This is a genomic window from Larkinella knui (assembly GCF_003858645.1).
Lineage (GTDB): Bacteria > Bacteroidota > Bacteroidia > Cytophagales > Spirosomataceae > Larkinella > Larkinella knui.
Genome location: NZ_RQJP01000004.1, coordinates 712,704 through 736,912 on the forward strand (window position 1 = coordinate 712,704; position 24,209 = coordinate 736,912).

Annotated in this window: 24 protein-coding genes; 16 read left to right on the forward strand and 8 right to left on the reverse strand. The window is 51.7% G+C overall.

The genetic code is table 11. From position 1 onward, the window contains the following. Positions 1–72 precede the first annotated feature (72 nt). The 3 genes from EHT87_RS21355 to EHT87_RS21365 all read left to right on the forward strand — a co-directional run bounded on the left by EHT87_RS21355 (position 73) and on the right by EHT87_RS21365 (position 6,570). Complete coding sequence (locus EHT87_RS21355; RefSeq protein WP_124908684.1) at positions 73–1,629, forward strand: RagB/SusD family nutrient uptake outer membrane protein; 1,557 nt, start codon at positions 73–75, stop codon at positions 1,627–1,629. 174 nt (positions 1,630–1,803) lie between these two features. Continuing rightward, the gene (locus EHT87_RS21360; protein WP_229321222.1) at positions 1,804–4,992 is read left to right on the forward strand and encodes a DUF1553 domain-containing protein; all 3,189 of its coding nucleotides are present in this window, start codon (positions 1,804–1,806) and stop codon (positions 4,990–4,992) included. Between the two features lie 132 nt (positions 4,993–5,124). After that, positions 5,125–6,570 (forward strand): DUF1501 domain-containing protein, encoded by a 1,446-nt coding sequence (locus tag EHT87_RS21365; RefSeq protein WP_124908686.1) that lies wholly within the window; start codon positions 5,125–5,127, stop codon positions 6,568–6,570. A gap of 120 nt (positions 6,571–6,690) precedes the next feature. On the opposite strand, the gene EHT87_RS21370 is transcribed toward EHT87_RS21365, so the two are convergent. Beyond that, on the reverse strand, positions 6,691–7,131 hold the full coding sequence (locus EHT87_RS21370; RefSeq protein ID WP_124908687.1) for a hypothetical protein: 441 nt from the start codon (positions 7,129–7,131) through the stop codon (positions 6,691–6,693). Between the two features lie 130 nt (positions 7,132–7,261). On the opposite strand from EHT87_RS21370, the gene EHT87_RS21375 reads away from it, so the two are divergent. From EHT87_RS21375 to EHT87_RS21385, 3 genes are all read left to right on the forward strand, one after another. Further along, positions 7,262–7,867: a dihydrofolate reductase family protein gene (locus EHT87_RS21375; RefSeq protein WP_229321224.1), complete on the forward strand. Its 606-nt coding sequence runs from the start codon at positions 7,262–7,264 to the stop codon at positions 7,865–7,867. A 1-nt stretch (position 7,868) separates the two neighbouring features. Further along, positions 7,869–8,204, forward strand: a complete 336-nt coding sequence (locus EHT87_RS21380; protein ID WP_124908688.1) for an ArsR/SmtB family transcription factor — start codon at positions 7,869–7,871, stop codon at positions 8,202–8,204. Positions 8,205–8,295: 91 nt separating this feature from the next. Next, entirely contained in the window at positions 8,296–8,790 is a 495-nt protein-coding gene (locus EHT87_RS21385) for an SRPBCC family protein (protein ID WP_229321265.1), read from the forward strand. Positions 8,791–9,121: 331 nt separating this feature from the next. Here EHT87_RS21385 and EHT87_RS21390 read toward each other — a convergent pair whose 3' ends face one another. The 3 genes from EHT87_RS21390 to EHT87_RS21395 all read right to left on the reverse strand — a co-directional run bounded on the left by EHT87_RS21390 (position 9,122) and on the right by EHT87_RS21395 (position 10,756). After that, positions 9,122–9,784: a GNAT family N-acetyltransferase gene (locus EHT87_RS21390; protein ID WP_124908690.1), complete on the reverse strand. Its 663-nt coding sequence runs from the start codon at positions 9,782–9,784 to the stop codon at positions 9,122–9,124. 98 nt (positions 9,785–9,882) lie between these two features. Then, complete coding sequence (locus EHT87_RS31770) at positions 9,883–10,014, reverse strand: hypothetical protein (RefSeq protein ID WP_262707758.1); 132 nt, start codon at positions 10,012–10,014, stop codon at positions 9,883–9,885. 1 nt (position 10,015) lies between these two features. Then, positions 10,016–10,756 (reverse strand): DoxX family protein, encoded by a 741-nt coding sequence (locus EHT87_RS21395; protein ID WP_124908691.1) that lies wholly within the window; start codon positions 10,754–10,756, stop codon positions 10,016–10,018. A gap of 362 nt (positions 10,757–11,118) precedes the next feature. On the opposite strand from EHT87_RS21395, the gene EHT87_RS21400 reads away from it, so the two are divergent. The 3 genes from EHT87_RS21400 (at position 11,119) to EHT87_RS21410 (ending at position 13,105) form a co-directional block, all read left to right on the forward strand. Next, the gene (locus tag EHT87_RS21400; protein WP_229321226.1) at positions 11,119–12,258 is read left to right on the forward strand and encodes a serine hydrolase domain-containing protein; all 1,140 of its coding nucleotides are present in this window, start codon (positions 11,119–11,121) and stop codon (positions 12,256–12,258) included. 240 nt (positions 12,259–12,498) lie between these two features. Next, a complete protein-coding gene (locus EHT87_RS21405) occupies positions 12,499–12,810 on the forward strand; it encodes a hypothetical protein (RefSeq protein WP_124908692.1) in 312 nt (103 codons plus the stop codon). 88 nt (positions 12,811–12,898) lie between these two features. Beyond that, entirely contained in the window at positions 12,899–13,105 is a 207-nt protein-coding gene (locus EHT87_RS21410) for a hypothetical protein (protein WP_124908693.1), read from the forward strand. Between the two features lie 41 nt (positions 13,106–13,146). Here EHT87_RS21410 and EHT87_RS21415 read toward each other — a convergent pair whose 3' ends face one another. After that, positions 13,147–14,742, reverse strand: coding sequence for an N-acyl-D-amino-acid deacylase family protein (locus tag EHT87_RS21415; protein WP_124908694.1), 1,596 nt, complete (start codon positions 14,740–14,742; stop codon positions 13,147–13,149). Between the two features lie 3 nt (positions 14,743–14,745). After that, positions 14,746–15,354: a CbrC family protein gene (locus EHT87_RS21420; protein WP_124908695.1), complete on the reverse strand. Its 609-nt coding sequence runs from the start codon at positions 15,352–15,354 to the stop codon at positions 14,746–14,748. 740 nt (positions 15,355–16,094) lie between these two features. Here EHT87_RS21420 and EHT87_RS21425 point away from each other — a divergent pair. The 7 genes from EHT87_RS21425 to EHT87_RS21455 all read left to right on the forward strand — a co-directional run bounded on the left by EHT87_RS21425 (position 16,095) and on the right by EHT87_RS21455 (position 20,576). Next, positions 16,095–16,958 (forward strand): AraC family transcriptional regulator, encoded by an 864-nt coding sequence (locus EHT87_RS21425; protein ID WP_124908696.1) that lies wholly within the window; start codon positions 16,095–16,097, stop codon positions 16,956–16,958. A gap of 92 nt (positions 16,959–17,050) precedes the next feature. Then, positions 17,051–17,293, forward strand: a complete 243-nt coding sequence (locus tag EHT87_RS21430) for a putative antibiotic biosynthesis monooxygenase (RefSeq protein WP_124908697.1) — start codon at positions 17,051–17,053, stop codon at positions 17,291–17,293. Between the two features lie 77 nt (positions 17,294–17,370). After that, complete coding sequence (locus EHT87_RS21435) at positions 17,371–17,793, forward strand: hypothetical protein (protein ID WP_124908698.1); 423 nt, start codon at positions 17,371–17,373, stop codon at positions 17,791–17,793. Positions 17,794–17,884: 91 nt separating this feature from the next. Then, on the forward strand, positions 17,885–18,568 hold the full coding sequence (locus EHT87_RS21440) for a porin family protein (RefSeq protein WP_229321228.1): 684 nt from the start codon (positions 17,885–17,887) through the stop codon (positions 18,566–18,568). 75 nt (positions 18,569–18,643) lie between these two features. Then, a complete protein-coding gene (locus EHT87_RS21445; RefSeq protein ID WP_124908699.1) occupies positions 18,644–19,240 on the forward strand; it encodes a short chain dehydrogenase in 597 nt (198 codons plus the stop codon). A 170-nt stretch (positions 19,241–19,410) separates the two neighbouring features. Beyond that, positions 19,411–19,983 carry an alpha/beta hydrolase gene (locus EHT87_RS21450; protein WP_229321230.1) on the forward strand — a complete coding sequence of 191 codons (573 nt, stop codon included), beginning with the start codon at positions 19,411–19,413 and terminating at the stop codon, positions 19,981–19,983. Positions 19,984–20,012: 29 nt separating this feature from the next. Next, positions 20,013–20,576, forward strand: a complete 564-nt coding sequence (locus tag EHT87_RS21455; protein ID WP_124908700.1) for a dihydrofolate reductase family protein — start codon at positions 20,013–20,015, stop codon at positions 20,574–20,576. 169 nt (positions 20,577–20,745) lie between these two features. Here EHT87_RS21455 and EHT87_RS21460 read toward each other — a convergent pair whose 3' ends face one another. Then, a complete protein-coding gene (locus EHT87_RS21460; RefSeq protein WP_124908701.1) occupies positions 20,746–21,183 on the reverse strand; it encodes a hypothetical protein in 438 nt (145 codons plus the stop codon). A gap of 114 nt (positions 21,184–21,297) precedes the next feature. Further along, positions 21,298–24,207, reverse strand: coding sequence for an excinuclease ABC subunit UvrA (uvrA, locus tag EHT87_RS21465; protein ID WP_124908702.1), 2,910 nt, complete (start codon positions 24,205–24,207; stop codon positions 21,298–21,300). Positions 24,208–24,209 lie beyond the last annotated feature (2 nt).

The following is a 24,209-nucleotide window of genomic DNA, read 5'->3' on the forward strand; positions in this document are numbered from 1 at the left end:
GACGCACGCTTGTAAACGCGTCAGCTACCGTAAACAAATCTTTATCCATTTTATTCAAAAAGCGATTTCACGATGAAACATATAGTGATTAAAGTGAGCAAGATCGCCCTGCTGGGGGCGGTGCTGCTGGGTCCGGTGGGGTGCAAGGATTTCCTCGATGAGCAGGCCCCTTCCAACCTGACGCCCGACAACTTCTACACCATTCCCGACCACGCCGAAGCCGCCCTGGCGGCCGTCTATGCCGACATGCGCTTTATGGGCGACGGAGCCGGCATCTTCTCCTCCAACTGGCAGTTGCTCGAAGCCCTCACCGGCACCTCTACCACCGAAACCGCCCAGAACTCGGATCTCAACAACCTCTACGGGCTGGTTCACGATGGCAACACGGTGCACGTGGTCAACTACTGGAACGGCCTCTACAAGGTCATCGCCCAGGCTAACCAGGTGCTCGACAAGGTGCCCGCCATCACCCCCATGGATGCCGCCCAGAAGACCAAGATCCTGGGCGAAGCCCGCTTCCTGCGGGCCAACGCCTACTTTACGGCGGTGCGCCTGTGGGGTGACATTCCCCTCATCACCAAACCCCAGACGGCCGCTTCGGAGGACTTCCAGCCGGCGCGCACCCCCCAGGAAGCCATCTACAAGCAGATCGTCGATGACCTGACGGCGGCTGAATCGGCGGGCCTGGCCTGGACCGATTTGACGGGTCGGGTCAACCAGGCTGCCGTCAAAACGCTGCTCTCGAAGGTGTATCTGACCATGGCGGGCTTTCCCCTGAGCAAAGGGGCGACGCATTACAAGCTGGCGGCCGACAAAGCCCTGGAAGTGATCACCTACGCCAATGCCAATCCGACGGTGATCGGCCTGTTCGCGTCGCTGGAAGATGTGCACAAGGAAAGCACGGAAAACCGCCTGGAACACCTCTTCGAGTTGCAGTACAACACGCTGGTGGCGGGCAATCCGATGGACAACATGTACCCCAACTTCAAACCGGTGACCTACAACGGTCCCTCGGGCACGGGCAGCACGGTTCCGGTTCCTTCGTTCTACGCGTCGTATGAGCCGGGCGATTTGCGGGCGAAGGATCAGGGGTATTTTTACTCGACCTACTACACCAACGGCAACGGGGCGCCCTTCGCGCTGGGAGCGAATTATGTCTTCAAGCACTTCAACCGGACTTCCAACGGGACGGCGGGGGTGGCCGGCACACGGCAGAACAACCTGAATGTGCCCCAGATCCGGTATGCCGAAACGCTGCTGATCTATGCCGAAGCGCAGAACGAGTTGGGCGCACCCACGCAGGCGGCTTACGATGCGCTGAAGAAAGTGCGGGACCGGGCGGGTTTGACCACGCCGGCGTTGGGGACCTACACCCAGGCGAGTTTCCGGGAAGCGGTATGGCGGGAGCGGTGGCACGAGTTGTGCTACGAGCAGATCACGTGGTTCGACATGGTGCGGTTGCGGAAGGTCTATAACGATAAGACCAACGGTTTCGACAACTTTGTGGGTCACATCAACCCCAGCTCGAACCAGCCCTTGCAGGAGAAGCACCTGTTGCTGCCGTTGGGCAAGCAGGAGATGTTGAACAACCCCAATCTGAAAACTCAGAATCCGGGCTATCCGAACTAATTGTGGGTATTTTATTGTCTTATAAAGAAATAACACAAAAAGGAAAGCATAGATTACTAGTAAAATAGGGTAGATTTAAGTTATTTTTACCCTTATAAGAGTCAGTTACTTAGAATTTGCGTTAAAATAGTCTTTACTGTTCTCCTCAGGTCGATGATACGAATGAAGGATAAAATGACGAGCCGTGTTGGAATGTGGATGGCTGGATTAGCGTGCTTCTCGGCAAGCGTGCTGATCCAAAGCTGTGGTGGCGTGGAAAAACCGGCCGAAATTGAACAGCTGGCGGATCAGCTTCCCGAAAAGGTGGACTACAACCTGCACGTGAAGCCGATTCTGTCGGACAAATGCTTCTTCTGTCACGGTCCCGATAAGGCCAGTCAGAAAGGCGGTCTGGAACTGGCGACCCGCGAGGGAGCGATGGCGGCTTTGAAAAAGGCGAAGAATAAAAAACACGCCATTGTGCCCGGCGATCTGGCGGAGAGTGAAGTCTATTACCGGCTGGTGACGACGGACGAGGACGAAATGATGCCGCCCAAATCGTCTAACCGCGTTCTGACTCCCTACGAAAAAGCCGTTCTCCTCAAGTGGATCGAGCAGGGCGCGGAATACAAACCGCACTGGGCGTTGATCAAACCGGAGAAATCGGACTTGCCGAAAGTTAACGACGCGAGCTGGCCCAAAAATCCGATCGACTATTTTACGCTGCGTAAAATGGAAGAGAAGGGCTTGAAGCCTTCGCCCGAAGCCGACAAGGAAAACCTGCTGCGCCGGGTTTCGCTGGATTTAACCGGTTTGCCGCCCACGGTGGAAGAACAACAGGCTTTTCTGGCCGACCAATCACCGAAGGCGTACGAAAAAGTAGTGGACCGGTTGTTGAAATCGCCCCATTACGGGGAGAAAATGGCCGTCGATTGGCTGGATGTTTCGCGGTATGCCGATACGCACGGCTACACCGTCGACCGCTACCGGCCGATGTGGCCCTGGCGGGATTGGGTCATCAAGTCGTTCAATCAGAATCAGCCTTTTAATCAGTTCATAACCTGGCAGTTGGCAGGCGACTTGCTGCCGAAGCCCACGCGGGAACAACGGCTGGCGACGGCGTTTAACCGCAACCACTCCCAGAACATGGAAGGCGGTATTATCAATGAAGAGTTTCGGGTGGAATACGTCGCCGACCGCGCCAATACCGTCGGAACGGCGTTAATGGGCCTGACAGTGGAATGTGCGCGTTGCCACGATCACAAGTTCGATCCGTTTTCGCAGAAAGATTATTACAGCCTGTTCGCCTTCTTCAACAACGTGGACGAAGCTGGGCAAATCTCCTGGGACGATGCGATGCCGGTGCCGACCATGCTACTGAGTCAGCCGAAGCAGGACAGTCTGCTGGCGTTTCTGAATACCAGAATCAAGGCGACGGAAACCGCAATCAACCAGACGGTTCAGAAAGAGCAACCCGCCTTCGAGCAATGGCAGGCTAAAACCGGCCCGGCGATTTCGTTCGATTACCGGAAAGGATTGCAGGCTCATTTTACGTTTGATAAACTGGTCAATAATACATTCCTGAACGCCGTCAGTCCGAAAGATACGGGCAAGGTGCTCGACCCGGTTTTGGTACCGGGCAAACGCGGCACTGCGTTTCAGTCCAACGGCGACGATATTCTGAAGCTGGGTGATGTCGGTATTTTCAACCGGTCGCAGCCGTTTTCCATCGGCGTGTGGGTCAATATTCCCAAAGACGTTTCCAAAGCGGCTCTGGTCCACAAAGGCAATGGCGATATTCTCTACAATTTTCGCGGCTATTTCCTGAACCTGCGCGACGGAAAACCGGAACTGCTGATGGCGCATACGTGGCCGTATAACAGCATTATCCGGATCGGGAAGCAGGTTTTGCCGAAAGAAAAATGGATTCAGCTGACGATGACCTACGACGGTTCCAGCAAAGCCAACGGCTTGCGGCTGTTTGTGGATGGGAAGGAAACCGCGCTGGTGACCGAAAAAGATAATCTGTACAAAGACATTCTGTTTAAAGGCAAACAAACCGGTTTGATGGTCGGTGCCGACATGCGCGGACCCGGTTTCAAAAAAGGGGCCATCGATGAACTGGTGGTGTATAACCGGGCGTTGTCGTCACCGGAAGTGCTGGCGCTGGTCCAATCCGCCCAGGCCATAACGCCCGTCAAAGGTGAAGCGCTGAAAGATTATTATTTCAGTACGGTTTCGCCGGTCTACCAGCAGCAGCGCGATGAATTGCAAAAACTGCGGGCGGAGCGAAACCGGATTGCGGAGGAAATTCCGGAGATCATGGTCATGGAGGATATGAAAACGCCCCGGCCTACGCACATCCTCAAACGGGGTGTTTACGACGCGCCTGGCGACCCGGTTCAGCCCGACGTGCCGGCCAGCGTGTTGCCGTTTCCGAAGGAGTATCCGAGAAACCGCCTGGGTCTGGCCAAGTGGCTGCTTCACCCCGACAATCCGCTGACGGCGCGGGTGACGGTAAACCGGTACTGGCAAACGTACTTCGGAACGGGGCTGGTGAAATCGGCCAACAACTTCGGGAATCAGGGCAATCTGCCCACACATCCCGAACTGCTCGACTGGCTGGCGGTTCAGTTTCGGGAGTCGGGCTGGAACGTGAAAGCCATGCAAAAGCTGCTGGTGATGTCGGCGACCTACCGGCAATCGTCGCGCGGGCGACCGGATGTGCAGCAGAAAGACCCGGAAAATACGTGGCTGGCCCGCGGACCCATGTTCCGATTAACAGCGGAAATGATTCGGGATAATGCTCTGGCTTCGAGCGGTTTATTGTCCAAAAATTTGGGTGGCGAAAGTGTGAAGCCGTACCAGCCGGAAGGTTTGTGGGCGGTGAACAACACGACGTATGAGCAGGACAAAGGCGAGAAATTATACCGTCGGAGTCTGTACACGTTCTGGCGTCGGACCAATCCGCCCCCATCGATGAACACCTTCGATGCGCCGTCGCGGAGTTATTGCATTGTGCAGCGACAGAAAACCAGTACGCCCCTGCAAGCGCTGATTTTGCTCAACGATCCGCAGTTTGTCGAAGCCGCCAAAGTTGTGGCTGCCCGGTCCATTGCGCCCGACAAGCCGCTGCCTGACCAACTGACGCAACTGTTCCGTTTGCTGACCAGCCGGAAGCCGGCGGAAAAAGAACTGACGATTCTGACGAAATTGTATCAGCAGGAATACCAGAAATTCAAGAAAACACCCGCCAAAATGGAGGGCTGGATTCAGGCTGGCGAGTATAAAGTGACCAATGTAACCGAAATGCCCGCCCTGGCCGCGGGTGCCGTCGTCGCCAGTACGGTGATGAATTCGGAAGCGTTTATTACGAAACATTAGAACGGTTTATGGTTTTCAGTTTACGGTTTTCGGTGGCTGACGCATTTGGGCTACCGCCGAACCAAAAACGCGTCAGCAAGCACGCGTCAGCCACCGTAAACTGAAAACCGTATACCGAAAACCGGTAAACTTATGAAAGAGAAACTGGCGCAAAGTCTGGCCGATACCTTCAACCGGCGGTCTTTTCTGAACAAAGCTTCCTGGGGCCTCGGCTCGCTGGCACTGGGTTCACTGTTGCCCTCGCAACTTTTCTCCAACCCGGCCGAACGCATCGAAACCGTGCCGAACCGCGCTCCGAAAGCGAAGCGGGTCGTCTACCTGTTTCAAAGCGGGGGACCGTCGCAGCTGGAAATGTTCGATTACAAGCCGTATCTGGAGAAAATGCACGGCAAAGACCTGCCGGCTTCGGTGCGGAAAGGCCAGCGGCTGACCAGTATGAGCGCCCAGCAATCGGCGCTGCCGCTGGTGAGTTCGCCCTATAAATTTACGCAGCACGGCAAAAGTGGCGCGTGGGCGAGTGAACTGATGCCGTATACCGGCAAGGTGGCCGACGATCTGTGTTTCATCAAATCGATGTATACCGAGCAGATCAACCACGACCCGGCGCTGACGTTTTTCCAGACGGGAAACCAGTTGGCGGGTCGGCCCAGCATCGGTTCGTGGGTGAGTTACGGACTCGGGTCGGCCAACCAGAATCTGCCGGCGTTCATCGTCATGGTGTCGAAAGATGCCCCGCAGGATCAGCCGTTGTATGCCCGGCTGTGGGGCAACGGTTTTTTGCCGTCGAAACACCAGGGCGTGCAGTTTCGCTCCGGCAACGACCCGGTTTTGTATCTGAGCAATCCCAACGGCTACAGTTCGGCGGATCGGCGGTCGATGCTCGACGCGCTGAAGGATTTGAATCAGGTGCAGGAGGAAATTTACGGCGATCCGGAAGTGTCGAACCACATTGCGCAGTACGAAATGGCGTTTCGGATGCAGACTTCCGTGCCGGAAGTGAACGATTTGTCGAACGAGCCGGACTGGGTGTTTGATTTATACGGTGAAGAAGCCCGCAATCCGGGAACGTTTGCGGCCAATTGCCTGATGGCAAGGCGATTACTGGAACGGGATGTGAAGTTCGTTCAGTTGTATCACCAGGGCTGGGATCAGCACGGGAATCTACCCAAGAGCATCACCAAGCAGTGCAAAGCGACCGATCAGGCGTCGGCGGCTCTGGTGCAGGATTTGAAACAACGCGGTTTGCTGGATGATACGCTGGTGGTTTGGGGCGGTGAATTTGGCCGCACGAACTATTCACAGGGCAAACTGACCAAAGACAATTACGGCCGCGATCACCACCCGCGCTGTTTCACGATGTGGATGGCCGGTGGCGGTATCAAGCGCGGCATTACCTACGGCGAAACCGACGAGTTTGGCTACAACATCATCAAAAATCCGGTCCACGTTCACGATTTTCAGGCGACGCTCTTGCACTTGCTGGGTGTCGATCACGAAAAACTGACCTACGAATTTCAGGGCCGTCGGTTCCGGCTGACGGATGTGGAGGGAAAACTGGTGAAGGGGATTCTGGCGTGAGGTGATTCCGTTTTTGCTTTTACCGGAAGGTCTGTGATAGCACAGACCTTTTTTTGTTTGTTTAAGGAAATGGAAGTAGACAGAAGTGGCTGTAAGGGATGTTACTCGAACCATCGCCCTTTAAAATCCTCCTCGCAAGCAGCGATGCAATAGCCAGGTATTGATCCCACCCACCAGGAGTTCGGCGGGCAGCCGCCACCAGAGATGATACATAATTAGCCGATCGATCAGATCGACCGAGTAGCGGTTCGTCAGGGCCTTGTGAATGGGGACCTGCACCAACAGCGATTCGCCAATAATATAGCCATTCAGCACCAGCGTAACGATAAACCAAGAGCGTAAAGCGACCGGTTTCTGCCTGATCAAGAGTCCATTCAGCAGGAACTGAATCGCCATTGGAGTGAATAAATAAATCCGGAGGTGGCTCTCCAGCGACTGATGATACGCGCTGAAGCTGGTTGATTCAATCTGATACCAGGTGCTATAGTTCACGTCGTTTTCAATGATCAATGCGCCCAGCACGTAAAACGAAACGACAAAATAAGCGGTACGTAATTTCATAGCGGAAGAGCGTTCAAACTGCAAATGCCTGATAGACTGGTCCAAACCGGAAATTCCGGGGAACTGTTACGGGACGCAACGTAAAAAAAATAAAAAAAATAATTGCGAAACCAATCGGTTGCTGTTTTATTTGCAACCGATTGGTTTCACTTTAATTATTTCTAAAAAGATGCGTAAATTGAAATTACAAGTGCAAATGACCATGGATGGTTTCATTGCCGGACCAAACAGCGAAATGGATTGGATGACGTTTCCCTGGACGGAAGACATCAGTGAGTATGTTACTAAACTCACGGAGCCTGTGGATACAATTTTGCTGGGGCGTAACCTGGCCGAAGGGTTTATTCCGCACTGGACCGGTGTGGCTAACGATCCGAATAACCCGGAACAGGAAGCTGGCAAAAAGTATTACGAGACTCATAAAGTGGTTTTTAGTAAGACCTTAAAACAGTCTGAATGGGAAAATACCGAGGTTGAGAATGGCGATTTTGTTCAAAAAATTGAACAGCTAAAAAACCAGCCGGGCGGTGATATCATTGTCTACGGTGGCGCAACGTTTGTGTCGTCACTGATTAAAGAAAAACTTATTGATGAACTTCATCTTTTTATCAATCCCGCCATAGTAGGCCACGGATTGCCTATTTTTCGGGACATTTCGGAAAAACAAAGATTTACGTTGGTAGCCGCCAGCCCATTCAAATGTGGAATTGTGGCCCTGGCCTATAAGAAAATATAAAATGCGAAGAGATGTTTTTCAAGCGATTGCCGATCCAACCAGACGGGCCATCATTCTGCTCATAGCCGCTCAGGCCATGACGCCGAATGCCATTGCGGACCATTTCAACACAACCCGGCAGGCTGTTTCTAAACACCTCCGCATCCTGACGGAGTGTGAACTTGTGCAGCAGGAACCCAGGGGGCGTGAAATTTATTATCAGCTCCAGGTTGCTAAAATGAAAGATGTTGAAGAATGGCTTGCGCAATTCAGGACGTTATGGGAAAGCCGTTTCAACGAACTGGATCAGGTATTGGCCGACATGAAAAACAGTGAAATTGGTTCAGTAAACGAATGAGTACGACCGGTTTAGTGAGTACGGTCTTGCCACTACAGCGGATACGTAGTCACTAAACCGGTCCTGTTCAAATTACAATCGTATGCAGTCGATGTTCAAATTTTCTGTCGATAAGAAAACCCACACCATTACGATAGAAAGAGAATTTGCCGCAGAATGCTCTCTGGTTTGGGAGGCATGGACAAGGGCGGAGATTCTTGATAGATGGTGGGCACCAAAACCCTGGAAGTCAGAAACAAAGCGCATGAAATTTGAGGTGGGCGGATTCCGGCATTATGCCATGTGTGGACCAAATGGGGAAAAGCATTGGGGCCTCACAGACTATAAATCAATTACTTATCACCGGGATTTTACGGGGATTGATTACTTCTCCGATGAAGAAGCCAACAAAAATGAGAGCCTGCCCGTAGCCGGTTTTCAGGTGCGGTTTCTGGCGGCTACTAACCTGACCCAGGTGACTTACACCGCCCGGTATTCCGATCTTGTTCAGCTCGAAAATGTTGTTAAAATGGGCGCTATTGAAGGAATGAAAAGTGCACTCAATGAACTGGACCGCCTGATCAAGCTCGTGCGGGAAGGCGACTGAAGGTGCGTGGAGGTTGACCAAACCGGTTCTTACACGCGCTGCTAAAATACTGTAGAGAAGAATACCCCGATCAATAGCCCGTTGGTGCCGTTTTCCAGATCATATTTCACCAGATCCAGCCGGTAGGCCGATCAGGGAAAGAAAAAGCGGTTTGGGAATTTACACAAAAAGGGCCTGGTTTATTTCCTCTTCGTAAACAATCGAAGCCTTTAAGGCAGAGTTTGATCAGGAACCAAATGGGCCGCGCCCGGCAGCCCGGAATCGTAAGGGCATCGTTTGGTTTCCGCTTTATTTCGGAGCGTAACAGGGACCCCGACGCATCGATTTTTTCTCAATTCCGGTCAGGAAAAACCGCCCTGGTGGCCGGATCCAGGTGGGGAGTTGGCCCCGGTTCGCGCACCATGAACCAGTTTGGAACTCCGAACAGGGTATCTTCGGCAACCACCCGAAACCCAAACCGTTCGTAGAGAGGTACGTTTTCTTTTTTGTCGGTTTCCAGATAAGCCGTGGCCGGAAGCTGATCGGCATAGTGGCAAAAATGCCGGAGCATCGCCTTGCCAATCCCTTTGCCCTGATGCTGCGGATCAACCGCTAATGGCCCGAAATGAATGTGTGGTTGCGGATGATCGTGTCGCTTCCAGTTCATCCGCCATTGCAGGACCGGCAGCAACCTGCGGCCCAGCGCCAGTGCCATGCCCGGTAAAATGCTCAGTAGCTGAAGGGGCCGCAACTGGCAATACTCCGATGGGGTATAACACATGATACCTACCAGCTGATCCCCTTCTCTGGCGGCCAATACGGTATTGGTCGGCGTGTTGACGACGTAATCAAACAATTTCTGCTGAACCGCAATCATTTCGGCGTTTGCTGCTTTGAAAATAGCCAGATGGTTCGGGTTGGTAGCCATCGCTCTGGCGATCAGATTGGCAGCTTCCGCTCTTTCTTCAGGCTTCAACGCGGTTATGTGGCTCGCTGCTGGCTGCTGTTTTGCCATACTCGTTACAGGTTAACTTTATAAAGCTTTTAAACCACCTTAATCGGCTGGCCTGGTCATGTGGAGATGCATTAAATACGCCAGCCAAATAAAGCCGGTTAAGAAGGCAATTCCGGAGACCCAAGCATTCCACCCGGCAAGGCTATCGAATTAAAGTCGCACAGGGCAATTGGAATGGGAATCATCAGAACGACCAGGGTAAACAGAAGTTTATAGAATAACTGGCTCATTTTAGTTCGGGGATGAAGGACGACTGTCGTTGGCCGGAGCCTTGTTGTAGGCGTCCAAACATTTGTCGAGCGGCTGGCCGTCTTTGTGAATGCAATCACAGAACTCGTAGCAGGCTTCGGATTTGTTGCTGCCCTTGCATTGCTCCTGACAATCGGATAAGGTGTTGCGGGGGCGAATGGCGAATGCGTTGAAGATGAGCAGCCCCACCATGAAAACCGTGGCAACGACCCCCGCAAAAAAAACGGTCGGAAACGGGCTCGTCAGGCTTTTTTGCCTGGCTATGGCATCGGGAACGGGCGGGTCATGAAAGGGAAAAATGAATTTTAGTTTGTCGTAGTCCCAGCAAAGCAGGTACAAATTAGCCAGCACCATCAGGGGAGACGTAAGCAGGGACCCATCAAAACGCACCGCAAACGACAGGATGCAAATGTTTAAAATGATCGGAAAATAGAGCAAGGCACCGAGCGTCGCCGTCCGGGGAATCAGCAGCAGAAGAGCCGCGGTCACTTGCAGGACGCCAATAAACGTGTAATAATACCCGGTATGGTGCAGGGCTTCCAGGTAGTTCCCCATCGGGTGATTAACAGACAGCGACGTGAACCGCTCCCCAACAATTTTTACAAAACCCGAAGGCAAGAAACCGGCTGCCAGAGCAATCCGATTGAAAACGGCAAAATAGTGCAACCATCTATTTTGCTTGACCCGCAAATGAAGTTGGTCCAGTTTGGAAGCAATACGCATACATTTTTAGATTTAACCTCATAATCAATGAAAGGAATGGTGTGGATATAGGGCAACCCGCTTCGGACTTTCTACGATTCAGCGCAGCCCGGTATTTTCAGACTATTAATTCGTTGCGTTAAGTCATTACATGATCAATTATGCAAATTTAAGAAAGAACTTTGTATTGCAAAGTAATGGACTTCATAATTCATAGCGAGCCACCAGCCGTTTTATTTTTCGGCGAGCGGTTTTACTGAAAAATCGACATTGAGCCTGTAGGAAAATGATGCCAATCAACGCCGATTCGAATCCATTTCTACTTTCTCTCTGCAACCATTCCGCAAAATTCGCCATCTTTCATCCGTTAACCTGGCAATAGCATGACCGCAACCTCTCCACCTTCCGGCACCCGAATGGCATTCGTGACCTTGTTCAGCTTACTGGCGGCTTTTGGTCAGGCTCAGAACAAACCGGCTACTACAACATTCGCCCAACTCGACCGGGCCGTAAAGCAGCTTATGGATAGCGCCCGCGTACCCGGTCTGTCGCTGGTATGGATTCAGAAGGGTCAGGTTTCCTATCGGAAGGCTTATGGCTTCACCAAAGCGGACTCGACTCAGCAAGTTGATTCCAATACCGTATTTGAAGCCGCTTCCCTGACTAAACCCCTCTTTGCGTATGCGGTGCTGCAACTGGTGGACGAAGGTCGTCTGGATCTGGACAAACCGCTGTTTGAATACCTGCCCTATCCTGATGTGGCCGACGATGAGCGGTATACGAAAATTACGGCCCGGCTGGTTCTGAGCCACCGGACCGGGTTCCCCAACTGGCGTAAAAACCGTCGCTCCTCCGAACTGACCCTGCTTCGTTCACCCGGCGAACGGTTTGGGTATTCCGGGGAAGGGTTCGTCTATCTGCAAAAAGTGGTTGAAAAAATTACGGGCGAACCGATCCAGGCGTTTATGGAAAACCGGGTCTTGAAGCCACTGGGAATGACGCACAGCAGCTTTATCTGGCAACCGGCCTTTACCGCCAATTACGCCCAGCCGCACAACGAGTCGGGCGAAGTTGGGCAAAAATACCAACCGGCGCAGGCCAATATGGCCTATTCCCTGCACACCACGGCTCCCGATTATGCCCGGTTTTTTCTGGCTATTTTCAACGCAACGGGATTAAAACCCGCCACAGTCGATCAGATGCTGAGCCCGCAAAGCCAGTTGCCCACGCGCTTTTCGGGCTCCGATACGCTGGCGGCCGGTTCCTACTGGGGCTTGGGCATCGGCCTGGAACAAACGCCCGGTGAGACCTATTTCTGGCACTGGGGTGACAATGGGGCTTTCAAATGCTTTATCATGGCAAACCGTACGCGCAAAGACGCGGTGGTCTATTTCGCCAATGGCTCGAACGGCCTCGATTTTGCCGATGAGATCGTGCGTCTCACGGTGGGTGGTCAGCATCCGGCTTTTCCGTTTTTAGGAATTAACTGGCGGGCACAGGCGGGGAAATCAGCCAAGAAATAGTTGCTCACATTAGTCCGGTTTGCTCACATACTCTTTCCCATCAACACCTGCCCCGGTCGTTTGCCGTTGTATTTGCCGCTTTCGATGACTGCGATTGATAAGCACAACTTTGGTGGACACTTCATATTGCCCGACTCCGTTGGACGGAAAATTCCGATTCAAGGTAACGCAATAACCGTGTCGGTAAAACTATTTGGTAGGTAGCCGGTTAGTAATTTGTATATACCACAAATCGATATCATGGATAAGCTACAGAAGTTGGAGTTGATGAACAAAATTGTTCGTGAATTCGAGGACCTTCAACACAGTCAGACGGCCCTCATTGAGAAAATAGGGAAAATCGAAGTCGACAACATGAATGGGTTGAATGACACGAATCTGGAAAAAACCCTGGATACGATGCATGGAAAAATTGCCGAAAATCTCGACTCCATTACGGAGATTTTTTCCTACTTCGAAACCCAGCGTGACCAGTACGCCGAGAAAAATGGAGCCGCTATTGCTGCGATTGAAGCGGCTGCGGCTGTCGAAGCGGCAAAAGCCGCTAACTAACGTGTGTCTACTGACATCGTTAGTCAAGCGGACTAACGATGTCAGTAGACAACCGGTTTTCTTCAACCTATTAACTTCAAAAGACAAAATGAACTTTCAATTGGTCGAAAAAGACGATATCTGGCAGCACAACGAATACTATGAAGTGCATACCACGCAGGATGATTCACACGCTAAAAGCCTGTTTTTTACCACCAACGAGGAAAATCTGGAAGAAGTAGCGGCTGCTATTGCTTCCGTACATTTGCCCGATGCCAAACACTGGACGGTCATCCCGCACCGGAAGGGCAGCTGATCAGGCTGGAGTAAATACCCTGATTTTTCAGTGAGTGAACATCATTCCGGTTTGCCCGCATAGCCTTTCCCCATCAACACCTGCCCCGGTCGTTTGCCGTTGTGTTTGCCATTCTCGACCACCGGAATGCCGTTGACCAGCACGTACGAAAAACCGGTCGAGTAGGCGTGGGGGGCGTCGTAGGTCGATTGGTCGGACACGATTTTTTCGTCGAAAATAACGAGGTCGGCGGCATAACCCGGTTTCAGAATGCCGCGGTCGTCCAGCTTAAACCGCTGGGCGGGCAACGATGACATCCGCCGAACGGCTTCTTCCACCGGAATCACTTTCTTGTCGCGCACATACCGGCCCAGCACGCGGGCGTTCGTGCCGTACCCCCGCGGGTGCGGCATGCCGGACTGGAAACGCGCGACGCCCGCATCCGACGCAATCATGGTGTTCGGGTAGCGCATGATCGTGGCCACGTCATCCTCCGACATCGTATGATACACCATCTGAATGCGTTTCATGCTGGTTTTGTCCATCAATTCCATCACCAGATCCGCTTCGGTTTCGGCGTTTTTCTTTCGACCCAGCTTCTGATTGATTTGGGTGATGCTCATTCCGTTGAAAGTCGTGTCGGCCGGGTAATAGGCCACGACGGCGTAGTCGAAATTTTTGCGGTCGTTTTTCTTCAAACCGTCCAGCATTTCCTTCCGGATTTTAGCGCGGGTGGCCGGGTCGCGAAAACGGAGCAGGGTAGCCGAATCGCCATCGGCCAGCGCCCAGGAAGGAACGATGCTGGCGAGCGACGTACTCGAAGCGGTATACGGATATTGATCGACGGTCACATCGTAGCCGTCGCGCCGGGCGGCTTCCACCATCGCCACGGTTTCGACACTGGAGCCCCAGATCGGTTTGCTGGCGACTTTAAAGTGCGAAATCTCGACCGGAATATCGGCTTCCTTACCAATCTGAATGGCTTCTTCAATCGCTTTCTTCACATCCTGCCCTTCGTTGCGCATGTGCGATGCGTAGACTCCGCCGTAACGCGACGCCATTTTTGCCAGATTGACGATTTCGGGCGTGCGGGCATAGGTTCCGGGCGTGTAAATCAGGCCGGTGGAAATGCCGACGGCACCGTCTTTCATCGCCTGTTCGACGAGGGCTTCCATCTCCGTTTGTTCTTTGGCGGTTGGCTCACGGAACGCCATTTTCATCACTTTCATCCGTACGGTATTGTGGCCGATCATCGACGCCAGGTTGGGCGAAAAACCGCCGATGCGCAGCGAATCGTAGAAAAGCCGCAGGTTGGTAGCCGAACTGCCGCAGTTGCCCGTGACGAGGGTCGTTACGCCGTCGTAAATAAAATTTTCAGCGCCGGGGCGTTCCTGCAAACTGCCCTCCACGTGCGTGTGAACGTCGATAAAACCGGGGGCTACCATCTGGTTTTTGGCATCGATCACGGTTTTGCCTTCTGTGGCCGGAATGGTACCGATTCGGGCGACTTTCCCGTTTTGAATGGCCACGTCGGCGTAGTACCACGGATTGCCGGTGCCATCGACCACGCGACCGTTTTTGATGACCAGATCGAATGACTGGCCGGAAGCGAAGTGAGCGAATGTGCTGATGAAGATTACGTAAAGCAGGTGTTTCATGGATTAAGCAGAGTCCCAAAGGGTGATAATTCGATCGGAATGAAGACTTTTAAAAACGTAAAAAAGCGTACTGTATTCGCTGCTGTCGGCGTAATTGTTTATCGATTTTTTCGGCACGTCTTCCCATAATTCATCGGGATTCGGGGCCTCATTCTGAGCGTAATCAATCGATTTTTTGAAAAAAGATTCAGCATCGGAACCACCGGCCAAGTGCTGGTAAAAAGGCCGGGAACCGTAGCCAATAAACCGGGCGTAATCACCGTCGGCGCAGGGCCATTCCCAGTCCTGCCAGGTTATTAAATGGGGCGTGGTTTTCTCCAGTTCGAGCGTTTTCTGGTCGGCCAGATCCTCGATATCTGCTTTGGTGAGCGCCGGATTGAGCGCTTTTAATTGCCGTTTCAGTTCCATTACATCCCCCTGACAGGTGTAACTATCCCGTTCATAAAGCCGCCCGTTTGCCAGGCAATCCGGGCAGATCCAAGCCATTTCCTCTTCCCCAAAAAATGCTGCCGCATCGAAGCACGGTTTCTGCTGATGGCACAGATCGCACGGCGTTTCCTCGTCTCCTAATCCAATAAAAACCTCTGGCTTATCAACGTATTTGAAGGTCATCGGGGACTGATTTGACGAGTTGGATCGGCAGTTGGCTCGCTAACTGACGCCCGGCTAAAACCGCGGGCCGGGGAAATCAGTGGTATCTCAAAGTGTATATAACTGATCATCAGGTTGAAAATTAGCTGCATAGGCGGATTTCTTTTTGACTTGATCCCAAATCGGGGACAGTCAAAACCGGGGAATCGGGCTTTTGTGCTATTCAAAGAATGGTACTAAAATAGGTCATTGGAAAACTAAAACCTATTACGGGCAAGTGTACGTACGATCCGTTCTACCGTTGGTGGTTGAGAGGTATTTCGTTTCCTCTGTCGGATATGAATTGCCAATCTTGATTGTACGCTTTACCTGGCCATTCCCGCCGAAAAAATAACGAAACTCCACCACAGTGCAGGCGATTCGCCGGGACCAATTTTCAGAGTCGTAACTGCAAAAAGTATGAAAATGTATCAAAGGGCCACCCCAATCGGAGTCTGATGTATGTAAAAGGCGCTTCCCATACCATTCCAAACGATAAGCCAGGGCTGATGATTGAACAGCTTATGAATTTCTACCGAAAACACCTTTAATCATGGCATTCTTTACCGACTAATATACGGATCAACACCCGAGATTGCTAAATGCTGATGGATTGCAGTTGACTTAATCCGGTGTAACTTAGGGCGGTATTTCCAGAATTGCTTTTTCTCACAGTGGCCAAAAGGCAAGGACGAATGGAGGGTGTTTATCAAGAAGAAACCATGAAAACAATTCCAGTCAGACATCTCGCCGATACCCATCAGGGACAAACTAGTGCGGGCCGGTTTAGCATGCGGAATCTGGCCGATGTACTGAACGACAAGGCATTAGTCCATGATCTGCACAAACACGACTTCTACTTTATTCTGGCGGTCGAGCAGGGGCAGGGCATTCATGAAATTGATTTTATTCGGTACGATATTCACAATTATGCCGTATTTATTCTTCGTCCCGGTCAGGTACATTCCCTTCAGCTAACCGCCGGTTGCACCGGTTATTTATTGGAATTTGATCCGTCATTTTATCAGCCAAAGAACACCCTGGCTGAACAGCATTGGAAGAAAGCCATTAGCAAAAACCATTGTGAAGTCGAAGAAAGCCGTTTCAGGAAGCTGCTTTCCTACCTGTCGAATTGCTTCACAGAGTATGCGGCCAAGGAGACAGGATATCAGGAAGCCATCAAAGCGAACCTCGATCTTTTCCTGATTGAGCTGGTGCGGCAAAGCCGAAACCCAACCCGGGTTTCATCCGGAGCAAACACGTATATTCAGGAACGTTACGAAGAGTTGCTCCGGCTGTTGGAAGAGAAGATCACCCAGGTCAAGAGTGTGTCGCAGTATGCCCGGTTGCTCAATCTCTCCGTCTATCAGCTCAATGCCATTACCAAAGCATCCGTCGGCAAAACCGCAGCCGACTTAATTACGGAGCAAATCCTGCTGGAAGCCAAGCGCTATTTACTGGCCACACCCAACCAAATCAAGGACATCGCCTGGCATCTGGGCTACGAGGATACGTCGTACTTCATCCGATTTTTCAAGAGCCATACCGGGCAATCGCCGGATGTTTTCCGGAAGAATTTCAGCTAAGTCCTATCCAACTAAAGAATCCTCCTACCATCCCTTTGGGGGCGCCATCTACTTTTGTGAACGATTAATACGGGTTCAAAAAAGTAGAAACCATGAAAGCAAAATTAATAGCGTCCTTAAAAATCTGGGTGGTCATTTATCCTTCCATTACCTTGTTTCTGACCGTTTTCGGCGAAAAACTGTCGATTTTTCCTTTGTATCTGCGAACATTTATTCTCACCGTTTCATTGGTTCCCTGGATGATTTTTGCGGGGATTCCAGCGGTTAACTTTCTGATTCGGCAGTTTTCGGGAAAAAGAGCAACGAACGAAGCTACCAAGCACGTCCGGCAATGAAAACGGATAACGAATCGATGGCCAATAAAGAACTGATCGGGGAAAGTCGCTGCTCGCTCCTATAAAAACCGCTGAACATGAAAACGAATAAACAACCCGTACGGAGGGAGGGGAGCGACAGCCTGGTCGTTTCCGAAAAACACACCGACAAAATACAGGCCGTTCTAACGGGTATCTTTTTTATCCTGGTTACGGGATTCGCGATTAGTGGACTCAAGTTCAATCCAATTCTGATCAATCAGGAGTCTCTGATGCAGGGAACCGCTTATTCAGCCCTGGTTGTGTTAGGAACCGCCATTGAATTGATGCTGGTCTGTTTGGCTGGCGGAATCGCCAGCCTGCTTTATCCCTATTTGCGAATCTTTAAAGAGCGTTTCGGGCTGACCTATTTCTGCTTTCTGGTCATGGAAGCCCTGTTCATGCTGGGAATGAATACGCTGATCTACAGTTACGTATTCTTCAAATCCGAGGTTATTCCCCGAAAAATGGCCTTCGCCTGAAAGTGCCGGAACCCGCTTCGCTATCATGTCTGCTGGTAAGCGCTGGGTTTTCGCAACGCAACTTTTCATTAACACGTAAACACAAATTATTGTGAAGTCTCCTATCAAATCCATAACAACCTCATTCGCAGCCACGATGCTGCTGATGACCCTTTCGGTCCCCTCTTTTGCGCAGGAAAACCGCTTCAGTCTGTCCCTTAACTCCCTGACGACGAACTTCAACTACGGCAGTATGAATAAGGACTTGAGACCGTACAAGAAAGATTTTAAAGGATTGCAAATCGGCGCATCCTATCAGGCTGGCATCAGTCCGGTCGTTTCGGTGGTACCGGAGCTTTATTTCGCTCTGAAAGGAGGAAAACTGAACGGGAATAATCCGCTGACCATCAACAAATCCACGGTGCGGCTTTTTACGGTTGAGATGCCCATCCTGGCCCGTATACACCTCCATCCGTTTTATGTTAATGCCGGTCCGTATGCGGCTTACACGCTGGGAGGACGCCTGAAAACGGATGGTTCCGAAGCGGTTCCAGCCTCTTCAACCAGGATTTCCTTTGGTACGTCTTCCGGCGACTTCAAACGGTGGGATTTGGGTTTCCAGGCGGGTGCAGGGTATACCTTTCGGATCAGAAGAACCCACCTCACGTTGGATGCGCGTTACGGCTATGGGCTGGTTGCTATTTCCCAGGACGTTAAGCGCTATAACCGGCTGCTCAATATCAGCCTGGTTGTTTCAAAACCGCCCAGAAAAAAGCAAACCGAAAAACGGGGTTAAAGCGTAGCGGTTTCTAATGGCTACCTCCTGCCCGAATCAAGCAGTCTATTCTTTTATCATACTAAATTCAGTAAAATGAAAATTGTTATCGTTGGTGCTTCAGGCACTATGGGAAGTTATTTGTCAACCTGTTTCGAAAAAGACCATGACGTAATCCGGGTGGGCCGCCGAACCGAAGACATTCAGGTTGAGGTCACATCACCGGAGTCAATCGAAACCATGTACAAAAAAATAGGTGCTTTCGATGCTCTGGTTTGTACGGCAGGTCCCACGTACGTTGGTCCGTGGAAAAACTTAACCGATCAGGAGTTTCGTCAGGGCGTCGAAGGCAAGATGATGGGCCAGATCAATTTGGTGCTGATTGGTCAGCATTACATCAATCCCAGGGGATCTTTCACGCTGATTACCGGCGCATTGACGCACGAGCCGCAAAAGAACTTTGCCAATGCTTCGGCCGCCAATGCCGCGGTGGAAGGTTTTGTTCGAGCGGCTGCCATTGAGTTGGAAAATGGGATCCGCATCAATGCCGTGAGTCCAAACGTGATTGAAAACTCCCCCCGGTATTTTCCGTTTTTCCCGGGTGAGATGCCCACGACCATGAAGCAATTGGAATACGGGTTTAGAAAGAGTGTTTTTGGAGCCAATACCGGACACGTGATCCGACTATACTAAATCCACCAGGATTGGATCGTTGCCATCAAGGCTCAGGACGAAAAGTGGTCACGTTCCCGTAAAAAAAGAACAGTTCGTCGCAAACTCCCCTCCATTTTGACGCAATTGCACCGGGCGTCGGAAACGGGTCTGCTTTACCTTTGTCCGACACTAATTGACCAGCAATCACCATGACCCGTATCAACAGGCCGTTGCTATTTATTCAGGGAGGAGGAAGTGCAGAAGACTACGAAGCCGATAAAAAGCTGGTTGAGTCACTACAGTCCACCTTGTCAGGTGCTTATGAGGTACATTATCCTTCCTTACCCAATGAGTCCGCTCCGGATTTAGGCCGAATCAGGCAGATTGGCGACGCCATTTCGCGGATCGATGGAGAACTGATTTTGGTGGGGCACTCGTTAGGGGCTTCCATGCTGCTGAAATATGTCTCCGAAAACGAAATAAGGAAGAAGATTACCGGCATTTTTCTGCTCGCTACTCCCTTTTGGAGTGGGGATGAAGCGTGGAAAGAAGGGTTTAAGCTGAAAGAAAATTTTGCGGACCAGTTGCCCGGCGACGTTCCTGTTTTTCTTTACCACTGCCGGGATGATCAGGAGGTGCCGTTGGCACACCTGACCAGGTATCGGGAAAAGCTTCCCCGGGCAACTTTCCGCGAACTGGCCAGCGGGGGGCACCAACTGAATAATGACCTCACGATGGTGGCGAAGGATATTTTGTCCCTGGCGGGTAGCGCTTATTTTTGATTCCATCCTAAAAATTAATGAACACTACAATGAGAACGGTAACTTTTGGAATGAATATTAGCCTCGATGGCTATTGTGACCACACGGTTTTCAAGCCCAGTGCCGAGGGCAGTAAAGAGGTGCATGATTATTTCACTCGTATGATGGACGACGTCGATCTGATCGTTTTCGGCCGGATCATGTATCAGCTCATGTTTCCCCATTGGAGCGATGTGGCCAAAAACCAATCCGGCACAGCCGATGAAAATAGATTCGCCCAACGGCTGACCGCGATCGATAAAGTGGTTATTTCGCGATCACTAGACCAGGTGGAGGCTCCTGCGCGACTGGTTCGTAGCAACCCGGTCGAAGAGATCCGGAAACTGAAGCAGCAACCGGGCAAAAAAATTTCGATAGACAGCGTCAGTCTACTGCCGGAATTGATCGCAGCAGAGCTGATCGATGAATTTCATTTGGTTATCCATCCGGTGCTGGTGGGCAAAGGCCGCCAATTGATCGAGGGCGGCAGCCTTACGGAAAACGTTGATTTAAAGCTGGTGGATACGTCGGTTTTCAAATCCGGCTGTGTGGCGCTTCACTACAGGAAATCGTAGCGCACGGGCTTGACCAGCAATCCGGAAAATTTAGGAAATGACAGACTGTGCCGATCGTAAATGCGGTCTGGCCTGGTTATCAGCCGGGTTGTAAATCTGCCCATCTCGTTCAGGCTGAGACACTAAAAAAAATACTGGTGTGTGGGAGATAACGTGCTTTCTGAAAAGCTCAAAGCTTGCGGTGCAACGGCATCGTGTCGTACGTAATTTCGATCGGCTTTTCCGATTGTAAAATCGCCTGATTCAAAATCTGGAGCCGATTCACCGCCGTGTTGTATCGATAGTCTTTTCCGGCTTGCAAAACCGCAGGGCCAACCCGGACCGTTAGTGTCTTTTCGTCAAAACCGATCGGTAAAGCAATCTCCCCATTGATCGGTGCCTGGCCTGACTGATGTTTACCCGGCGGTACGATCACCGTATGAAACCGTGGAGAAGACCGTAAAGCAGGTTGATAGGACGTCAGCCGGAACGGTTCAGTTTGATGAAAAGACCGGTTTTTTTGCCGGGATGGAAGGGAATCGGCCTTCACGAAAGAAGCCGGCTGGCTGGCGGAATACGCTGGCCCTAAGCCTATACTGCCAATCAACAGAACAAACAGGGAAACCATTTTTAGAAAGAAGTTTAGGCGATGGTATTGATATACAACGGGTTGTGAATCCCTTTGTTGTATAAACCTAAAAATGAATGGCTAAATCTTTTTTGGCCTGTACGCGTATTCCTATTACACTTTCCCCCTCAAAAAATCCGCCGTATAATTTTCGCCTTCCGGCAGTTGAACCAACTCTTCCGGGGTTCCGGCAAAGGTGACGTAACCGCCCGTATCGCCACCTTCGGGACCGAGGTCGATGAGGTAGTCGGCCGATTTGATGATCTCGGTGTTGTGCTCGATGATGATCACACTGTCGCCCTGATCGACCAGCGCGTTGATGGCTTTCAGCAGTTTGCGGATGTCGTGGAAGTGCAACCCGGTGGTCGGTTCATCAAAAATGAACAGCGTTCCGCCTTTGTTTGGATTCCCTTTTCCGAGAAACGACGCCAGTTTAACGCGCTGGGCCTCACCGCCCGATAAGGTGTTCGATGATTGTCCGAGTGTAATATAACCCAAACCGACATCCTGGAGCGGCATCAGCTTTTCAACCATTTTTTGGTCCGCTTTCCGGAAATAGTCAATGGCTTCGTCAACGGTCATTTCCAGAATATCGGCCACATTTTTGTCATTCAGCGTCACTTCCAGAATTTCCTGTTTGAACCGTTTCCCGTTACAGCCTTCACATTTCAGGTAAATATCGGCCATAAACTGCATCTCGATCTTCACCTCGCCTTCGCCCTGACAAACCTCGCAGCGGCCACCGTCGACGTTGAACGAAAAGTGCGACGGTTTGTAGCCGCGCGCCTTAGCCACGGGTTGCTCGGCCATCACCTGCCGCAGATAATCGTAGGCTTTGATGTACGTCACCGGATTCGAGCGTGACGATTTTCCGATCGGATTCTGGTCGATCATCTCAATGGAAACGATGCGGTCCGTGCTGCCTCCCAAACTATCGTGCTTGCCCGCTTCCTCCGAACCGTCGCCCTTCAGGCGGGTCAAAGCCGGGTATAATACCTTGCGAATCAGCGTCGATTTGCCCGAGCCACTCACGCCCGTCACCACCGTCAGCGTGTTCAGCGGAAACCGCACGTCCAGATCCTTCAAATTATTCTCCCGCGCGCCGTTCACCTCCAGCCAGTGCGTGGCTTTCCGCCGAAACTTCGGAACCGGCACGGTTTCTTTCCCGATAAGGAAATCAATCGTATACGAATGAGGGGATGTGATTTGCTCTTGATGCCCACTCTTCACGCTTAACTCATAATTCTTCACTTCCTCCCACGTGCCCTGAAACACCAGATGCCCCCCGTTGACACCCGCGTCGGGGCCAATGTCGATGAGCTGATCGGCGGCCCGCATCACTTCCTCCTCGTGTTCGACCACGATGACGGTATTGCCCAGATCGCGCAGCGTTTCCAGCACGCTAACCAGTTGCTTTGTGTCACGCGGATGCAGGCCAATGCTGGGTTCATCCAGAATATACATCGAACCGACCAGGGCGCTACCCAGCGAAGTAGCCAGTTTAATTCGTTGATACTCACCACCCGACAACGTGTTCGTCAGGCGGTTCAGCGTTAGATAAGTCAACCCGACGCGCTCCATGTAATCGAGCCGGTTGCGGATTTCGGTGAGCAGGCGTTTGCCCACTTCCTGCTGATGCGGGGGTAATTCCAGATTCCGGAAGAAACCGGCGGCTTCGCCAATCGGCATCAGCACAATGTCGGTAATGGATTTTCCACCGGCAATTTTTACGTAGCTGGCATCCTTCCGCAGCCGCGAACCCCGGCATTCGGGGCAGGTGGTTTTTCCCCGGTAGCGCGACAGCATTACCCGGTATTGCACTTTAAAGGTCTGGCTTTCCACGAAATCGAAAAAAGCGTTCAGACCCTGGAAGTATTTGTTGCCGGTCCAGAGCGTTTCTTTCTGCTCCGGCGATAGATCTTTATAGGGACGATGAATCGGAAAGTCGAACCGGATGCCGTTTTTGAGCAGCGGTTTCAGAAATTCCTCGTTCATTTTCTCGCTCCGCCAGGGCGCAATCGCGCCTTCGAATACCGACAGATTTTTGTCGGGAATCACCAGATCGGGGTCGATGCCCAGCACTTTGCCAAAACCGTCGCACCGGCGGCAGGCACCATACGGGTTATTGAACGTGAAGAGGTTGACACTCGGTTCTTCAAAAACCAAACCGTCTAACTCAAATTTGTCCGAGAAAACGCGCGATTCTTTCCCAACGACGTCGACCCGGCAAACGCCTTCGCCTTCATTGAAAGCCGTCTGGATCGAATCCGAAAAGCGGTATTGGCTGTCTTCGTCGGGCTGACCGTCTTCGCCAAACTGCACCGTACTCCGGTCGATCAGGATTTCCAGCGATGCCCCCGGCGCCGGTTCTTTGACGCCCTGTTCCAGCATTTCTTCGATGAACAACACGTCGCCATCGGCCACAATCCGGGTATAGCCTTTCTGAAGCAGCACTTTCAGTTCGTCCGCCAGCGTGCGGTCGGTGCGGATGTGCAGCGGAGCCATAATCAGTACCCGCTGACCCTGCTCGTAGGAATACAGGTAATTAACCACATCGGTTACCGTATCTTTGCGCACCTCCTGCCCCGAAACCGGCGAGTAGGTGATCCCGACGCGGGCAAAGAGCAGTTTCAGGTAGTCATATATTTCAGTGGTTGTTCCAACCGTTGAACGGGGATTGCGGGTCGTTACTTTCTGTTCGATGGCAATGGCCGGCGACACGCCCTTGATGTAGTCGACTTCGGGCTTTTCCATCCGGCCCAGAAACTGCCGGGCGTAACTGCTCAGGCTTTCGACATACATCCGCTGACCTTCAGCAAATAGCGTATCGAATGCCAGGGACGATTTGCCCGAGCCCGAAAGGCCGGTAATCACCACCAGTTTGTTACGGGGAATGGCAACGTCGATGCTTTTCAGATTGTGAACCCGGGCACCCTTGATGATGATATACTGTTTAGGATCAAGATGTTCAACGTTGGGCTGTTGAAATGAGCCGTCAGGCGGCAGACTAACCGATAAATTCATTC

Bases quoted from the DNA above. Each gene is read 5' to 3' on its own strand.
- EHT87_RS21395 (WP_124908691.1), bottom strand. From the start codon at position 10,756: ATGCGTATTGCTTCCAAACTGGACCAACTTCATTTGCGGGTCAAGCAA.
- EHT87_RS21385 (WP_229321265.1), top strand. From the start codon at position 8,296: ATGTTCAAATTTTCTGTCGATAAGAAAACCCACACCATTACGATAGAA.
- EHT87_RS21455 (WP_124908700.1), top strand. From the start codon at position 20,013: ATGAGAACGGTAACTTTTGGAATGAATATTAGCCTCGATGGCTATTGT.
- EHT87_RS21380 (WP_124908688.1), top strand. From the start codon at position 7,869: ATGCGAAGAGATGTTTTTCAAGCGATTGCCGATCCAACCAGACGGGCC.
- EHT87_RS21405 (WP_124908692.1), top strand. From the start codon at position 12,499: ATGGATAAGCTACAGAAGTTGGAGTTGATGAACAAAATTGTTCGTGAA.
- EHT87_RS21460 (WP_124908701.1), bottom strand. From the start codon at position 21,183: ATGGTTTCCCTGTTTGTTCTGTTGATTGGCAGTATAGGCTTAGGGCCA.
- EHT87_RS21415 (WP_124908694.1), bottom strand. From the start codon at position 14,742: ATGAAACACCTGCTTTACGTAATCTTCATCAGCACATTCGCTCACTTC.
- EHT87_RS21410 (WP_124908693.1), top strand. From the start codon at position 12,899: ATGAACTTTCAATTGGTCGAAAAAGACGATATCTGGCAGCACAACGAA.
- EHT87_RS31770 (WP_262707758.1), bottom strand. From the start codon at position 10,014: ATGAGCCAGTTATTCTATAAACTTCTGTTTACCCTGGTCGTTCTGATG.
- EHT87_RS21365 (WP_124908686.1), top strand. From the start codon at position 5,125: ATGAAAGAGAAACTGGCGCAAAGTCTGGCCGATACCTTCAACCGGCGG.
- EHT87_RS21450 (WP_229321230.1), top strand. From the start codon at position 19,411: ATGACCCGTATCAACAGGCCGTTGCTATTTATTCAGGGAGGAGGAAGT.
- EHT87_RS21360 (WP_229321222.1), top strand. From the start codon at position 1,804: ATGACGAGCCGTGTTGGAATGTGGATGGCTGGATTAGCGTGCTTCTCG.
- EHT87_RS21355 (WP_124908684.1), top strand. From the start codon at position 73: ATGAAACATATAGTGATTAAAGTGAGCAAGATCGCCCTGCTGGGGGCG.
- EHT87_RS21370 (WP_124908687.1), bottom strand. From the start codon at position 7,131: ATGAAATTACGTACCGCTTATTTTGTCGTTTCGTTTTACGTGCTGGGC.
- EHT87_RS21445 (WP_124908699.1), top strand. From the start codon at position 18,644: ATGAAAATTGTTATCGTTGGTGCTTCAGGCACTATGGGAAGTTATTTG.
- uvrA (WP_124908702.1), bottom strand. From the start codon at position 24,207: ATGAATTTATCGGTTAGTCTGCCGCCTGACGGCTCATTTCAACAGCCC.
- EHT87_RS21400 (WP_229321226.1), top strand. From the start codon at position 11,119: ATGACCGCAACCTCTCCACCTTCCGGCACCCGAATGGCATTCGTGACC.
- EHT87_RS21435 (WP_124908698.1), top strand. From the start codon at position 17,371: ATGAAAACGAATAAACAACCCGTACGGAGGGAGGGGAGCGACAGCCTG.
- EHT87_RS21425 (WP_124908696.1), top strand. From the start codon at position 16,095: ATGAAAACAATTCCAGTCAGACATCTCGCCGATACCCATCAGGGACAA.
- EHT87_RS21420 (WP_124908695.1), bottom strand. From the start codon at position 15,354: ATGACCTTCAAATACGTTGATAAGCCAGAGGTTTTTATTGGATTAGGA.
- EHT87_RS21430 (WP_124908697.1), top strand. From the start codon at position 17,051: ATGAAAGCAAAATTAATAGCGTCCTTAAAAATCTGGGTGGTCATTTAT.
- EHT87_RS21390 (WP_124908690.1), bottom strand. From the start codon at position 9,784: ATGGCAAAACAGCAGCCAGCAGCGAGCCACATAACCGCGTTGAAGCCT.